General features: G+C 72.1%; 13 protein-coding genes. 6 read left to right on the top strand and 7 right to left on the bottom strand.

Annotated elements, in window-relative coordinates:
• Positions 1 to 46 precede the first annotated feature (46 nt).
• Positions 47 to 466 (top strand): thioredoxin family protein, encoded by a 420-nt coding sequence (locus AMK16_RS03905; protein WP_073908520.1) that lies wholly within the window; start codon positions 47 to 49, stop codon positions 464 to 466.
• 41 nt (positions 467 to 507) lie between these two features.
• Positions 508 to 1950, top strand: coding sequence for a dihydrolipoyl dehydrogenase family protein (locus AMK16_RS03900; RefSeq protein ID WP_073908517.1), 1443 nt, complete (start codon positions 508 to 510; stop codon positions 1948 to 1950).
• A 6-nt stretch (positions 1951 to 1956) separates the two neighbouring features.
• On the opposite strand, the gene AMK16_RS03895 is transcribed toward AMK16_RS03900, so the two are convergent.
• On the bottom strand, positions 1957 to 2325 hold the full coding sequence (locus tag AMK16_RS03895) for a DUF2087 domain-containing protein (RefSeq protein ID WP_079191298.1): 369 nt from the start codon (positions 2323 to 2325) through the stop codon (positions 1957 to 1959).
• Positions 2326 to 2537: 212 nt separating this feature from the next.
• Between AMK16_RS03895 and AMK16_RS03890 the strand changes: the two genes are divergently transcribed.
• A complete protein-coding gene (locus AMK16_RS03890; protein ID WP_073908514.1) occupies positions 2538 to 5282 on the top strand; it encodes a penicillin acylase family protein in 2745 nt (914 codons plus the stop codon).
• 149 nt (positions 5283 to 5431) lie between these two features.
• Here AMK16_RS03890 and AMK16_RS03885 read toward each other — a convergent pair whose 3' ends face one another.
• The 6 genes from AMK16_RS03885 to AMK16_RS03860 all read right to left on the bottom strand — a co-directional run bounded on the left by AMK16_RS03885 (position 5432) and on the right by AMK16_RS03860 (position 9754).
• A complete protein-coding gene (locus AMK16_RS03885) occupies positions 5432 to 6082 on the bottom strand; it encodes a hypothetical protein (protein ID WP_073908511.1) in 651 nt (216 codons plus the stop codon).
• Positions 6079 to 6570 carry a DUF6114 domain-containing protein gene (locus AMK16_RS03880; RefSeq protein WP_073908508.1) on the bottom strand — a complete coding sequence of 164 codons (492 nt, stop codon included), beginning with the start codon at positions 6568 to 6570 and terminating at the stop codon, positions 6079 to 6081. Before AMK16_RS03880 ends, AMK16_RS03885 begins: the two co-directional genes overlap by 4 nt.
• Positions 6561 to 7202 (bottom strand): DUF6230 family protein, encoded by a 642-nt coding sequence (locus AMK16_RS03875; RefSeq protein WP_073908505.1) that lies wholly within the window; start codon positions 7200 to 7202, stop codon positions 6561 to 6563. The genes AMK16_RS03880 and AMK16_RS03875 overlap by 10 nt, the downstream gene beginning before the upstream one ends.
• Positions 7203 to 7310: 108 nt before the next feature.
• Positions 7311 to 8069 (bottom strand): MerR family transcriptional regulator, encoded by a 759-nt coding sequence (locus AMK16_RS03870; protein ID WP_073908502.1) that lies wholly within the window; start codon positions 8067 to 8069, stop codon positions 7311 to 7313.
• 28 nt (positions 8070 to 8097) lie between these two features.
• Positions 8098 to 9291 (bottom strand): methyltransferase, encoded by a 1194-nt coding sequence (locus tag AMK16_RS03865; protein WP_073910398.1) that lies wholly within the window; start codon positions 9289 to 9291, stop codon positions 8098 to 8100.
• A gap of 112 nt (positions 9292 to 9403) precedes the next feature.
• Positions 9404 to 9754 (bottom strand): tetratricopeptide repeat protein, encoded by a 351-nt coding sequence (locus AMK16_RS03860; RefSeq protein ID WP_073908499.1) that lies wholly within the window; start codon positions 9752 to 9754, stop codon positions 9404 to 9406.
• Between the two features lie 152 nt (positions 9755 to 9906).
• Here AMK16_RS03860 and AMK16_RS03855 point away from each other — a divergent pair, with 152 nt between their 5' ends.
• The 3 genes from AMK16_RS03855 (at position 9907) to AMK16_RS03845 (ending at position 14274) form a co-directional block, all read left to right on the top strand.
• Positions 9907 to 10872 (top strand): pirin family protein, encoded by a 966-nt coding sequence (locus AMK16_RS03855; protein ID WP_073908497.1) that lies wholly within the window; start codon positions 9907 to 9909, stop codon positions 10870 to 10872.
• 489 nt (positions 10873 to 11361) lie between these two features.
• Positions 11362 to 12657, top strand: a complete 1296-nt coding sequence (locus AMK16_RS03850) for an alpha/beta fold hydrolase (protein WP_073910395.1) — start codon at positions 11362 to 11364, stop codon at positions 12655 to 12657.
• A gap of 78 nt (positions 12658 to 12735) precedes the next feature.
• Complete coding sequence (locus AMK16_RS03845; protein WP_242438561.1) at positions 12736 to 14274, top strand: alpha/beta fold hydrolase; 1539 nt, start codon at positions 12736 to 12738, stop codon at positions 14272 to 14274.
• Positions 14275 to 14302: the final 28 nt, after the last annotated feature.

Here is a 14302-nt window from a genome sequence, read left to right as displayed (position 1 = left end):
ATCGTTCGTTCAAGGAGCAGACGCACAAACAGGAGGTCCGGACACCGTGGCTACAGTCGAGCTCACCAAGGAAAACTTCGACCGGACGGTCAGCGAGAACCCGTTCGTTCTGATCGACTTCTGGGCGGGCTGGTGCCGGCCGTGCCTGCAGTTCGCCCCGGTCTACGAGAAGGCTTCGCAGGCCCACCCCGACCTGGTCTTCGCCAAGGTCGACACCGAGGCCCAGCAGGAGCTGGCCGGCGCGTTCGAGATCACCTCGATCCCCACGCTGATGATCGTCCGGGACCAGGTGGCCATCTTCGCCCAGCCCGGCGCGCTCCCGGAGGCGGCCCTGACGGACCTCATCGCCCAGGCCCGTCAGCTCGACATGGACGAGGTGCGCGCGAAGATCGCGGCGGAACAGAAGCCCGGGCAGCAGGCTCCGGAGCAGACGCCCACGCGGGAGCCCGGCACGCCGGAGGCGTGAGTGCGTGACGCGGCCCCACGCGGGCGGTGACACTGGCCCGTATGACTGAAGCCGTGGAGTACGACGTCGTGGTGCTCGGCGGGGGGCCGGCCGGCGAGAACATCGCCGACCGGACCCGCGCCGCCGGGTTGAGTACGGCCCTGGTCGAGAGCGAGCTCGTGGGCGGCGAGTGCTCGTACTGGGCCTGCATCCCCAGCAAGGCGCTGCTGCGCCCGGTGCTGGCCCGGGCCGAAGCGCTCAGGGTGCCGGGGCTCGCCGGGGTCGTCCGTGGGCCGCTGGAGGCGGCGGCGGTGTTCGCCCACCGCGACTACTGGACCGCGAACTGGAAGGACGAGGGCCAGATCGGCTGGCTCGACTCCGTCGGCGTGCACCTGTACCGGGGCCACGGCAGGCTCTACGGGATCCGCAAGGTCGCCGTCAGCAGCCCCGAGGGCGAGCACCACGTGCTGTCGGCCCGCCATGCGGTGGTGGTCGCCACCGGCACCCGGGCCGTGATCCCCGACCTGCCCGGCATCGCCGGGGCCCGCCCCTGGACCAGCCGCGAGGCCACCTCCGCGCAGGAGGTGCCCGGCCGGTTGCTGATCGTGGGCGGCTCGGTGGTCGCCGCCGAGATGGCCACGGCCTGGCAGGGCCTGGGCTCGCAGGTCACCGTCCTGGTCCGCGGCTCGCGGCTGCTGCCGAGAATGGAGCCCTTCGCCGGCGAGCTGGTGGCCGACGCGCTGCGCGAGGCGGGCGCCGTCGTCCGTACGGGCGTGGCCGTCGAGGCCGTCGTACGGGACGGCTCGACCGGCCCCGTCACGGTCGTGCTGGAGGGCGGCGAGACGCTGGAGGGCGACGAACTGCTGATGGCGACCGGCCGCTCGCCGCGGACCGAGGACATCGGGCTCGACACGGTGGGCCTGACGCCCGGCGAGTGGATCGGGGTCGACGACAGCTGCCGGGTCCCCGGCCACGACTGGCTGTACGCCGTCGGAGACGTCAACCACCGCGCGCTGCTGACGCACCAGGGCAAGTACCAGGCCCGCATCGCCGGCGCCGCCATCGGGGCCCGGGCCACCGGCGCCCCGTCGCTCGACACCGCGCCCTGGGGCGCGCACGTGGCCACCGCCGACACCCGGGCCGTCCCCCAGGTGGTCTTCACCGACCCCGAGGCCGCCTCCGTGGGCCTCAGCCTGGCCGAGGCCGAACGGGCGGGCCACCGGGTGCGGGCCGTCGACTACGACCTGGGCAAGGTCTCCGGCGCCGGACTGTACGCCGACGGCTACCGCGGCCGTGCCCGGATGGTCGTCGACCTGGAACGCGAGGTGCTGCTCGGCGTCACCTTCGTCGGACCGGGCGCCGCGGAACTGCTCCACGCGGCGACCGTCGCGGTGGCCGGGCAGGTGCCGGTCGACCGGCTGTGGCACGCGGTACCGGCCTTCCCCACGATCAGCGAGGTGTGGCTGCGCCTGCTGGAGGCATACCGGGACGGAGCGGCCGGCTGAGCGGCCTCACCGCGCGGGCGTCGCCCGCCGGTAGCTGCTGCCGTCCCGGGTCCGGGTGAGGTGGCCCGAGGTGATCAGGTAGCGCCGCAGTGCCGAGCAGTCCTCGTGCACCGTGCACAGGGCGTCGTTCACCTCGGGCTCCGTGTAGTCCCGCGACGGCTGGAAGAGGGTCTCGGCGAGGTGGGCGAGCAACTGCTCGCGCCGGGCCGCCTTCCGGGGGATCGCCGTGAGCCGTCCGCCGGAGAAGAGGTCGCCGACGTCCCGCACGGTGCGGGGGCCCGTCGCGGCGCGCGGCTCGGCCGCGGTCCCGGTCCCGGTCCCGGGGCGGGTCGCGTTCGGGGGTTCGGTCGCGGTCGGGGGTTCGGTCGGCGTCATTCGGGATCGCCCGCTGTTCTGTGACATGCCGCCAGCCTTCCCCGCGCCCCGCCGCCGGGGCAACGCGTTTTCCGCCGGCGCCGGCGCCATCCGGCCACTTTCGGGCTCGCGTTGCCCCGGCCGCAAAAAGTGACGACCGTTCATCTTACTGAGTGGTACGCCCGCCAGTACCCTCCCCGTGACCGGTTCCTGCCCCCCACGGAGGAGCACGTATGCGACGTCCCACCGCTCGCCTGAGAACAGCCGTCGCCACCGGGCTGATCGCGCTCGGAGCCACCCTGCTCTCCCCGCTCGCCCCCGCCGCCGCCGACCCCGTGCCGCCCCCCGCCGCCGACTACTGCGGCGGCCAGTGCTCGGACATCCTGCCGCCCGGCCAGAACGGCAACGCCACCCTCGCCCAGATCCTCCTCCACAAGGCCTTCGGCACCATGCCCGCGCACGCCTCCGACCAACTGGCGCGCTACGACTCGCTGGTGTCCGGATACCCCGGGCTCACCGACGCCAAGGTCAACGACTTCTTCAACGACGCCTCCTTCGGCGTGCCGGCCGACCAGGTGGAGTCCACCACCAGCCCGCGCCCCGACGTCACCATCACCCGCGACAAGAAGACCGGCGTCCCCCACATCAAGGGCACCACGCGCTACGGCACTTCGTTCGGTGCGGGCTACGCCGCCGCCCAGGACCGCCTCTGGCAGATGGACCTCTTCCGCCACGTCGGACGCGGCGACCTGACCCCCTTCGCGGGCGGCGCCCTCGCCAACCAGGGCCTGGAGCAGCAGTTCTGGCCGCAGGCCCCGTACACCGAGGCCGACCTCCAGGCGCAGGTGGACCGGATCCGCACCACCGAGGGCGAGCGCGGCCGTCTCGCCATGCAGGATGCGCAGGCCTACGTCGACGGCATCAACACCTACCGCACGCAGTCCAAGAACGGCCGCTACTTCCCCGGTGAGTACGTCCTCACGGGCCACATCGACTCCGTGACCAACGCCGGTGAGATCCGGCCCTTCGAGCTGACCGACCTCATCGCGCTCGCCTCCGTCGTCGGCGGCCTCTTCGGCGGCGGAGGCGGCGGCGAGGTCCAGGCCGCGCTGTCCCTGCTCGCCGCACAGCAGAAGTACGGCCTGGAGGAGGGCACCCGGGTCTGGGAGTCCTTCCGCCAGCGCGAGGACGCCGAGGCCGTGCTCACCGTCCACGACGGCACGAGCTTCCCCTACGCCCGCAAGCCCGCGAACCCGCAGGGCACCGCCCTCCCGGACGCCGGCTCCGTGCTCGCCGAGCAACTCGTCTACGACCGCACGGGCGCGGCGGCCTCGGCGGAGGCCGCGAATCCGCCCAGGCCCGTGAAGCAGAGCATGTCCAACGCCCTGCTCGTCTCCGGCGCCCACACCGCGAGCGGCCATCCGGTCGCCGTCTTCGGCCCGCAGACCGGCTACCTCGCGCCCCAGCTCCTCATGCTCCAGGAGCTCCAGGGCCCCGGCATCAGTGCCCGCGGCGCCTCTTTCGCGGGCGTCAGCATGTACGTGCAGCTCGGCCGCGGCCAGGACTACGCCTGGAGCGCCACCTCCGCGGGCCAGGACATCACCGACACCTTCGCCGTCGAGCTCTGCGAACCGGGCGGCGGTCTGCCCACCCGGTCCAGCACCTCCTACCTCTACCGGGGCACCTGCACCCCCATGGAGAAGCTGGAGCGCACCAACGCCTGGAAGAAGACCGTCGCCGACGCGACCCCCGACGGCTCCTACCGCATGCAGGTCTGGCGCACGAACTACGGCATCGTCACCCACCGCGCCACCATCGAGGGAAAGCCGGTCGCCTACGCCGCGCTGCGCTCCACCTACCGCCACGAGGCCGACTCGATCATCGGCTTCCAGATGCTCAACGACCCCGCGTACGTCAAGGACGCCCGGACCTTCCAGCAGGCGGCCCAGCACATCGGCTACGCCTTCAACTGGTTCTACGCCGACTCACGCGAAGCGGCGTACTACAACAGCGGATCGAACCCCGTCCGGGCCACCGGCGTGGACGCCGCCCTGCCGGTGCACGCCCGGCAGCAGTACGAGTGGCAGGGCTTCGACCCGGCGGCGAACACCGCCGCCTACACGCCGGCCGCCGAGCACCCGCAGTCCGTCGGCCAGGACTACTACATCAGCTGGAACAACAAACAGGCCAAGGACTACGGCGCGGCCGGCTTCGGCATGGGCGCCGTCCACCGCGGCGACCTCCTGGACCGCCGCGTCAAACCGCTGGTCGCGGCCGGCGGAGTCACCCGGGCCGAACTCACCCGGGCCATGGCCGAGGCCGCCGTCACCGACCTGCGGGCCGAGAACCTGCTGCCCGAACTCCTGGCCGTCCTGCGCAGCCTGCCGTCCACCGACCCGGCGCTCTCCGCCGCCGTCGACAAGCTGGCCGCGTGGCAGGCGAGCGGCGCCCAGCGCAAGGAGACCGCCCGGGGCTCCAAGACGTACGCGCACGCCGACGCCGTCCGGATCATGGACGCCTGGTGGCCGCTGCTGATCGAGGCGGAGTTCAAGCCCGGCCTCGGCGCCCCGCTGTACGACGCCCTGCGCGCCTCCCTGACCGTCGACGAGGCGCCAGGCGCCGGTCACGGGCCGACCGGCGCGCATGCCGGGTCGGCCTTCCAGTACGGCTGGTGGAGCTACGCGGACGAGGACCTGCGCATGGTCCTGGGCCGGCCCGTGGCCGATCCGCCCTCCCGCGTGTACTGCGGGGGCGGTTCCCTCGCCGCGTGCCGCGACGCCTTGGCCGCGGCCCTGAAGCAGGCGGCCGCGGCCACTCCCGCCGCGGTGTACCCGGCCGACGGGACCTGCGCGGCGGGCAACCAGTGGTGCGCCGACTCGATCGTCCAGCGGCCGGTCGGCGGCCTCGCCCACCCGCAGGTCAACTGGCAGAACCGGCCCACCTACCAGCAGGTGGCGGAGTTCGCCGCCCACCGCTGAGACGGGCGGCGCACGAAGGCCCGCCCGGCCCCGGAGTCCTCCGGGGCCGGGCGGGCCCATGTGCCGGTGTTTCTGTGTTCCCGCCCGTCAGCGCCTGCGCCGGTGCCTGTGCGTGGGTGCGGGTACGGGCGCGACGGGCGGCTCCGGGGTCAGGGGCCGACGGTGATCTGCTGGGCCGGGTTGGTGGTGTCGGCCACCTTGTACACGGCGTTGAAGGTGGAGGAGGTCGCGCTGGTCGGGCAGCCGAAGCCGCCGGTGACCGTGACGGGCACCGACGCGTTGGTGAAGGTCAGGGTGGAGGGGGCGCCGTTCACCCAGCTGCCGCCGACGTTCGCCGGGGCCGTGGGCGCCGCGGTGACGGTGCAGTTGGCCAGGCCGCTCGTGGTGACGACGAGCCCGCCGACCGGCACCTTCATGGTCGCGGTGATCGGGGAGCCGTTCTGCATGGACACCGTCCAGGCACCGCTGGTGGTGACCGTCGGGGTCACGCCCGGCATGCTGGAGGTGCAGGAGGTGTAGGTGGGCGGCGAGATGGGCGAGGAGACCGCCCCGGCCGGATTGGTGTTGCCGGGCGCGGCCGGCACCGTGCCGGTGGAGACGGAGACCGTACAAGTCACCGTCACCGATCCGGCCTTGAGGGTGGCCTTCCCGCTGAGGGTGGCCTTGAAGGAGTGCCCGGCCGGGGTGACGGTGGTGGAGCCGGCCAGCGGTAAGGGTGCGGCGGTGGCGGTGGCCGAGGCCAGCGACAGGGCCCCGGCGGCTGCTATCCCGAGGGCGAGCGCGGTGCGCGAACGGCTCATGACTGAGCTCCTTGGGGATCGTGGTGCGGGGTGGGCGTGGGGGATGGGGCTGCGGGTGGGGCCGCGGAGACCGTGTCCCCGGCCAGCGGGGTGACGGGGTCCGCGTCCCCGGCGGGCGGTGCGGCGTACGGCTGCCAGGCGAACATCAGGCCGCCGCCGAGAATGCCGAGCAGGGTGCCGATCAGGAACCCGCCGAGGTTCGACAGGACCAGCGCGGCGGTCGCGATCAGCGTGGTCAGGACGCCGGCCAGATTCCGCTGAGGGGGCGAGAACCAGGCGGTGAGCCCGAGCACGATCATGACGATGCCCATCAGGACGGACGGGATCCCCGCCACGCCCTGCTGGAGCATGACCTTCATCGGTGCCAGCGGCAGGACGCAGATCTCGGCGCCGGCGAGGAGGGCGAGGAGCCCTCCCCAGAACGGTCTGCTCCGCCGCCAGCGGCGGAAGCGGCCCGGACGGCGACCGGTGGGGCGGGTCAGAAGCATTCCTTCTTGCCCTTGCTGATGTTCATGCTGAGCCCGGAGAGCTTGAAGGTGCCGGCGTTGGTCGCCCACGCCGTCTGGTGCAGGTCGGTGATGCTGACCGTGTCGGCCTGCTGGGCGAACAGGTCCTGCATGCCCACCGCTTCCGCCGGACCCTTGTCGAGGGTGGAAGCGTCGCGGCCGATCTCGATGTTGCTGAAGACGGCGTCGCCGGAGAGCTGCGTCGCGTCGACGAACAGGTTGCTGGCCTCGACCGGGTTCTTCTGGCCGGCGGTGAGGTTGAGCGAGATGTCCCCGACCACCGGGAGGGTGGTGACGACGGACTGGCAGAGGCTGTGGAGCTTGGCCTCCCGGATCGCGGTGACGGCGACGGGGATGAGCTCTTCGCGGGCGTTGACGTCGACGCTGCCGTACTGCGCGAAGCCCTCGCCCTCCAGGCTCTTCGCCGACACCTTGAACTGCTGTCCCGAGACCGCGAAGGAGGCGGCGAGCGCTCCCTGCGCGAGGGCGATGCCCAGGCCCGCGGTGACGGCGACGGCGGGCACGGTCAGGACGGCGAACCTGCGCCAGCGGACCCGGCCGCCGTCGTGGCCGGCGTCGCCGGGTGGATCGGTTAACTGGGGGGAACCTGCCATGAGATCGTCCCTTAACTTCGGCTGTGCACCGTTGTTACCGACGAGTTGAATGTAAGAGTGCCAATGGAGGTTGGCAAGGTTGTGCGAGCGCACCCTTTCGGCCGACTCCTACTGCTCCGTACGCAGCAGTTCGGCGACCTCCGCGTCCACCCGGCGTGCCATCGCCCGCGCGAACTCGGTGGCCACGACCTCACCGGCGACCGGACGCAGGGCCGTCACCGCCGCCGTGACGTGCTGGAGCTGCGTGGCCGAAAGGTGCTCCAGTGCCTGCGCACCGATCACGTGCTGCCGGAACAGTCCGACGAACCGGTCCGCGAGCGCGGCCGCCTGGGACTGTACGAAATCCCCCGCGTCCAGGATCTCCGCCAGCGGCACCCCCTGGCGCACCAGCGCGAGCGTGGCGTCCAGCAGCCGGCGGCTCGGGTGCGTCACCAGGTCCCCGTCGACCGTCACGTAACCCAGCTCCGCCGCCCGCCGGGTGTCCTCGGCGGTGGCCGTGGGACCGAACAGCGCGCGCAGCTCGGCCCGGGTCATCGTGACGGCTTCCTCGTGCACCCAGTCCCGGGTCATCTCCCGCTCCAGGCCCAGCAGCCCGGACAGGCCACCACCCTCCTCCCATGCGTGCAGCAGCTCGGCGATGCCGTTGACCGTGTAACCCCGCCCTAGCAGGTCGTTGATCAGCCGCAACCGGGTCAGGTGGTCGTCGGAGTACCAGGCGATCCGGCCCTCCCGGCGCGGGGGAGGCAGCAGCCCGCGCTCCTGGTAGTAGCGCAGGTTGCGTACCTTGACGCCGGCCGCGCGGGCCACCTCCTCCCGGCGGTAGCGCCCGCTCGCCGTCTCGCCACTGCTGGCCGCCTGGTTGCTCACGCGGCCGAGTGTAGGACGTACCGGCAGGTCACATAGGCCGCGGGCGGTCCTGCTTGACCGCGCGCAGGACCACGAACTTCGGTTCGCTCGCGACGACTTCGCTGTTGCCGAACAGCCGGCGCAGGTGGGTGTGATAACCCATGTGCCGGTTGGCGACGATCCACAGCTCCCCGCCGGGACGCAGCACCTTGCGCGACTGCGCGAACATCCGCAGCGCCGTCGCGTCCGTCGTGGCCTGGTGGGAGTGGAAGGGCGGGTTGCTCAGCACCAGGTCGACCGAGCCGGGGGCCAGCATCGCCACCCCGTCCCCGACGAGGAACTCGGCGGTGCGCCGGCCCTCGCGGACGTTCGCCCGGTAGGTGGCCTGTGCCGAGGCGACCGCCTGGTAGGACTCGTCGGTGAAGACGACCTCGGCGTCCGGATCGCCCACCTGGACCGCCGTACCGACGACGCCGTTGCCGCAGCCGAGGTCCACGACCCGGGCGCCGTCGGTGTTCGTCGGCAGGTTCTGCAGGAAGAAGCGGGTGCCGACATCGAGCCGGTCGGCGCAGAAGATGCCCGCGTGGTTCACGACGGTCAGCCCCGAACCCGAGCCGGCGTCCTCGTCCACCGTGTACGTCAGCGGCCACGGCCCCGGCGTGGTGGGCCGGGTGGCACCCGGAGTGCCCGGCGTGCAGAAGATCAGCCGCGCCTTCTTCTCGGCCAGCGAGGTCTTCGTCGGGCCCAGGATCTTCTCGAAGAGCCGCAGCGTGGAGGTGTGGATCTCCTTCACCATGCCGGTGCCCACGACCACGGTCCCCGCGTGCACGTGCGGAGCCAGCCGGTACAGCTGGTCCTCCAGCAGCGCGAGGCTCTTGGGGACGCGCACCAGCAGGACGTCGATCCGCTCCGGCGGCGGGTCCTGCGTGGTCAGCAGCGTCACCGTCGACTTGGACGTGCCGATCCCATTGCGGTCGAGGTTCGCCGCGGTGGCGGAGCGGGTCAGGGAGGAGTCGGTGATCTGCGTCGGCCGGTACGCGGCGAGCGCCGTCGTCAGCGTCCCCCAGCGGTCCCCGAGCACGGTGACCTGCCCGGCGCCGGCCAGGTCCACCGGCCCGCGGTCCCCCGTACCGGAGTCGAGGTGGCGCAGGAGGTACTCGTCGGCGGCGTCCCAGGCGCGGAGCCGGTCGCGCGGATCCTCGGGGAAGCGGGTGAGCTCGTAGGAGCCGAAGGGCGTGGTCAGGCGGTTCATATGCGACCCAGGCTAACCGAGCCGGAGCCCCGGCCCCGCACGGACGGGCCGCGACCCGCGGCCGGGCCCCTCCGGCGCTCCGGACGGGCCCCGCGGACCGGGACTACTCGGGGAGGTCGCCGGCCATCGCGGCGGCCATCCGCAGGTACGGGCGCGCCTCGGCGGCCCGCCCGGCGCGCTCCAGCGTCCGACCCAGCATGAGCTGCGCGTAGTCCTCCACCGGCCAGCGCTCCAGGATGGCGCGCAGTTCCCGCTCGGCGCGGGAGAGCTGGGCGGAGTGGTAGTAGGCGCGGGCCAGCAGCAGGCGGGGCGCCAGCTGCTCGGGGACCTCGCCCGCCAGGGGCTCCAGGATGAGGGCGGCCGTCGCGTACTCCTTCGCGTCGAAGAAGAGCCGGGCCCGCGCCCAGCGCTCGGCTGCCGTCCCGTGCTCGAAGTACGTCGTCGGCGCGTTCATCGCGATCGCGTTCCCTTCCCGGGTGCGTGTGTTCCGTGTGAGTCGGGGTTCCGTGCGTGTCGGGGTTCTGTGTGTGTCCTGTGCCTCGAACGCGTCCGTAGCGCCGAACATTCCGCTCAACGCAGCCGCCCCCACACGGTTAGGTTGTCCGCATGAGCAATCTTGATCGCCAGCCCGCCCTCTCCGCCTGCGGCGGCCGCGGTTTCGTCGTGGCCGAACCGGTCCGCGAGCTCCTGAGCCCGCGCACGGTCAGGCTCGGGGAGTCCACCGAGGTCCGACGGCTCCTGCCGAACCTGGGCCGTCGGATGGTCGGCGCCTGGTGCTTCGTGGACCACTACGGGCCGGATGACATCGCGGACGAGCCGGGCATGCAGGTCGCGCCGCATCCGCACTCCGGGCTGCAGACCGTGAGCTGGCTCCACGAGGGCGAAGTGCTGCACCGCGACAGCGTGGGGAGCCTGGCGACCGTGCGCCCGCGCGAGCTGGGCCTGATGACCTCCGGCCGCGGCATCAGCCACTCCGAGGAGAGCCCGCACCCGCACGCCCGCCTCCTGCACGGCGCCCAGCTGTGGGTGGCTCTGCCCGACGCCCACCGCGACGTCGAGCCGCACTTCCAGCACCACGCGCAGCTCCCGACGGTGACCGCCCCCGGCTTCACCGCGACGGTCATCCTGGGCACCCTCGACACCGCGACCTCGCCGGGCACGGCGTACAGCCCGATCGTCGGCGCGGACCTCGCCCTGGAGGCCGGCACCGAGACGCGCCTCCCGCTGGACCCGGACTTCGAGTACGCGGTCCTGTCGATGTCGGGCGAAGCTCACGTCGACGGCGTCCCGGTCCTCCCGGGCTCGATGCTCTACCTCGGCTGCGGCCGCACGGAACTGCCACTGCGGGCAGCCTCGGACGCGGGCCTGATGCTGCTGGGCGGCGAACCGTTCGAGGAGGAGATCGTGATGTTCTGGAACTGGATCGGACGGTCCCAGGAGGAGATCGAGCAGTTCCGCGCGGACTGGATGCAGGGCAGCCGCTACGGCGAGGTGAAGGGCTACGACGGCCCTGCGATTCCCGCTCCTGAACTTCCGGCGACCCGTCTGAAGCCCAGGGGGAGGGTGCGCTGAACTGCGCGTATGCCCTGAAGGTGGAGTGCGGTGCCGTGGCCGCGCCGCCGCTCCGCTTCCAGCGGCCTCGTAGAGGCGAACTCCCGGTGGACGGCGGGGGGCCGGCCCCGGTCATGGGCTGCTACTGATCCGCGTGGCGGGGGCACCTGCCACCCGGTAGCGTCGAAAAGGCGCGGTCCGTGCAATCCGCTGCGGCCTGGCCCGTCAGGGGCGCCGCCGATGGCAGAGGAACGAGACCCCATGCCGAAGCACAGCATCCCCGCGGTGGCTGCCGGTGCAGCTCTGGTCTGTCTCGCGGCCTTTTGCCCTCAACCCGGCAGCGCCGCGTCAGCACCCGTCCGGACCGGCCCGGCAGGCTCGTCCCGGTTCGTGCCCGGCCCTTGTCCGAAGCCGCCCGAACCCATCGAAGCGCTGAGCGACGCCCGGTGCGGCACCCTGGAAGTTCCCGAGAACCGCTCCAGGCCCGGCGGCCGGACCATCAAGCTGGCCGTGGCCGTCATTGCGGCTGTCACCCCGGCGAAGCCCGCACAGGCCCCCGTGGTGTTCATGGCGGGCGGCCCCGGTGCCGACACGTTCGACGACATTCCCTTCCTCGTCGACTCCGGCCTGAACAAGGACCGCGAACTGATCATCATGGCCCAGCGCGGCAACCTCTACGACCAGCCGGACCTCGCCTGCCCGGAGATCGACCGGTCCAACGCGCAGGCAGTCGGCCTGGGCTACGACGCGCAGGAGGCAGAACAGCTCTTCCTGAAAGCGGTGAAGGACTGCCGGGACCGCCTGACGGCCGACGGAACCGACCTGAGCGCCTACAACACCACGCAGAACGCCGCCGACTTCGCCGACCTGCGGACCGCTCTGGCCATCCCCGAGTGGAACGTCTACGGGTACTCCTACGGCAGCAACCTGGCCCTCACGTACCTGCGCCTGCACCCCGAGGGAATCCGCGCGGTGGCGATCGACTCGGTCGCCCCTCCCCAGGTCGTGACCCTGCCGTGGACATGGGGCAGCACCGCCGAGGGCATCGACACCATCTTCGACGCGTGCGCGGCGCAGCCCGCCTGCAAGGACCGGTACCCGGACCTCCGCCGCACGCTGACGGAGCAGGTCCGCAAGCTGGAGGCACGGCCCCTGACGCTGAACGTCCCGCCGCCGAGCGGAGGAAAACCGGTCAAGGTCGTCCTCGACGGAGGCGCACTGCTGAACCTGATCGTCGCCTTCACCCCCCGACCCAAGGACATCCCGGCGGCGCTGGAGGAACTCGCCAACGGGAACCCGGAGCGTTTCGCGAAGGCCCGTGCGGCCGGCTCGGTCCAGAAGGTCGGCGAGTTCGCCCACGGCCTGACGAACTCGGTGGCGTGCAGCGAGTGGGCGCCGGGGTACTCGGAGCCCGACGTGCTGAAGGCGGGGCGCAAGGCATTCCCCGGCTGGCCGGACACGGTCCTGGCCCAGGTGCCGCAACTTCCCTTCCAGTACCCGGCATGCGGGATCTGGGACGTTGCGGACCGAGCCTCCGTCCAGCGGGTGGCCACGGTCAGCTCCGTACCGGCGCTCGTCATCTCCGGCACGTTCGACGTGAAGACCGGGGCGAGCTGGGCGAAGGGCGTCGCACGCAACCTGTCCGGCTCGACCGACATCCAGGTCCCCGGGATCGGCCACTGGGTGGTCCCGCAGTCGCCTTGCGCGCAAAGCGTGCTGGCCTCGTTCTTCGCTCGCCCGACCGCGCCCGACACCGGTTGCGTGGACGGTCTGGAGCCCGAACCGTTCACGATCATCCCGAGGTAGCCGGGAGGGCAGATGAGACGCCATCGAGCGCACCGTCGTCGCCGCACCGCACGACGACTCCTAACCGCGTCGGCCGGCATGGCGACCGGCCTCCTCGTCACCGGCCTGCTCACTGCGGCCGCTCAGACGCAGTCACACGCCGACGACGGCACCGGAGCGCCGATCGGCACCGTCGCCCGGACGGTGGGCGACGCCCGCTACGAGCCGGGCCCCTGCCCGAAGACACCGGAACCGATCGAGGAGCTCGAAGGGGCCCGCTGCGGAACGCTCACCGTGCCCGAGAACCGCGCCGGACCACGCAGCAAAACGATCGAACTCGGTGTCGCGATCGTGCCCGCCGCGGCCGGCACACCGAAACCCGACCCCGTCGTCTGGCTCGCCGGCGGACCGGGAGACGACGCCGTGGGCGAGGCGAAACTGGTCGTCGACGGCGGCCTGAACCGCGACCGTGACGTGATCCTCATGTCCCAGCGCGGTACCTACTCGGCCGACCCGACGGCCCTGTGCCCCGACATCGACAAATTCAACGCACGCGCGGTCGGCCTCGTCTACGACGCTCCGTCCACCGGACGCCAGCACGTCGAGGCCACGAAGGCCTGCCGCGACCAACTGGCGGGCCGCGGGCTCGACCTCAGCGCCTACAACGACACCGAGAGCGCCGCCGACTACGAGGACCTGCGCGCCACGCTGGGCATCAAGCAGTGGAACCTGTACGGCATCTCCTACGGAACCCACCTGGCACTGGTCTACATGCGCCTGCACCCCGAGGGGCTCCGCTCAGTGGGCCTCGACGGCATACTGCCGCCGTCCAGGGCCGGGTCGGCGGCGACATGGAGCAGCGCCCGGCAGGGCTTCGACGGCCTGTTCAAGGCCTGCGCGGACCAGCCGGCGTGCAACAAGCGCTACCCGAACCTGTCGGGCACCTTCGACAAGCTCGTCAGCGACCTCGAAGCCAAGCCGGTCACCACCACCGTCACGCTCCCCGGCAATGACAAGCCGGTGAAGGTCGTGCTGGACGGCGGAGCCCTGGTGAACTGGATGACCTCCGCCACCCACGTGGCACCCCAGGTGCCCGCCGCCCTCGAAGAACTGGCGAACGGCAAGCCGCAGCGGATCGCCCGGCAGTGGGCGGGCGGCAAGCTCAGCCCGGCGGCCATCGGCAGGATTGCGCACGGTCTCGCCTACGGCGTCTTCTGCAGCGAGTGGACGCCGTACGAAAGCCGGGAGCAGGCACTCAAGGGCGGACAGGAAGCCTTCCCGTCGTTCCCCCGCTCGGTGCAGGCGCAGGCTCCGCAGCTCCCCTTCCTCCACCCGGACTGCGATGTCTGGAACGTCCCCCCTGCGGAGCCCTCGATCCGCGACGTCACGCGCGGCGACATCCCCACCCTCGCCCTGTCCGGCAGCTTCGATTCCCAGACCGGGGCGGACAACGGGCCGTACGTCGCCCGCACGCTGAGCAAGGCCAAGGTCGTCACGATCCCCTACCAGCCGCACGTGGTGATCGCCACGTCGAAGTGCGCTCAAGAGATCGCCGTCTCCTTCTTCGAGACCCCGGACTCGCCGAAGACCGCATGCCTGAAGGGCCTGGAGCCGCCCGCGTTCGAGATCGCTCCCTGACCACCGCTCGTGGCGCTGGTGGTCCGCT

Origin of the sequence: Streptomyces sp. CB00455 (assembly GCF_001905445.1) — a bacterium.
In the GTDB taxonomy this organism is placed as follows: domain Bacteria; phylum Actinomycetota; class Actinomycetes; order Streptomycetales; family Streptomycetaceae; genus Streptomyces.
This window is presented reverse-complemented; position numbering and strand designations above follow the sequence as displayed.

What these genes read in the sequence shown, in the direction of transcription:
- AMK16_RS03875 (WP_073908505.1), bottom strand. Translation starts at nt 7,202, where the DNA reads ATGGCAGGTTCCCCCCAGTTAACCGATCCACCCGGCGACGCCGGCCAC.
- AMK16_RS03845 (WP_242438561.1), top strand. Translation starts at nt 12,736, where the DNA reads ATGGCGACCGGCCTCCTCGTCACCGGCCTGCTCACTGCGGCCGCTCAG.
- AMK16_RS03895 (WP_079191298.1), bottom strand. Translation starts at nt 2,325, where the DNA reads ATGACGCCGACCGAACCCCCGACCGCGACCGAACCCCCGAACGCGACC.
- AMK16_RS03890 (WP_073908514.1), top strand. Translation starts at nt 2,538, where the DNA reads ATGCGACGTCCCACCGCTCGCCTGAGAACAGCCGTCGCCACCGGGCTG.
- AMK16_RS03900 (WP_073908517.1), top strand. Translation starts at nt 508, where the DNA reads ATGACTGAAGCCGTGGAGTACGACGTCGTGGTGCTCGGCGGGGGGCCG.
- AMK16_RS03885 (WP_073908511.1), bottom strand. Translation starts at nt 6,082, where the DNA reads ATGAGCCGTTCGCGCACCGCGCTCGCCCTCGGGATAGCAGCCGCCGGG.
- AMK16_RS03855 (WP_073908497.1), top strand. Translation starts at nt 9,907, where the DNA reads ATGAGCAATCTTGATCGCCAGCCCGCCCTCTCCGCCTGCGGCGGCCGC.
- AMK16_RS03880 (WP_073908508.1), bottom strand. Translation starts at nt 6,570, where the DNA reads ATGCTTCTGACCCGCCCCACCGGTCGCCGTCCGGGCCGCTTCCGCCGC.
- AMK16_RS03860 (WP_073908499.1), bottom strand. Translation starts at nt 9,754, where the DNA reads ATGAACGCGCCGACGACGTACTTCGAGCACGGGACGGCAGCCGAGCGC.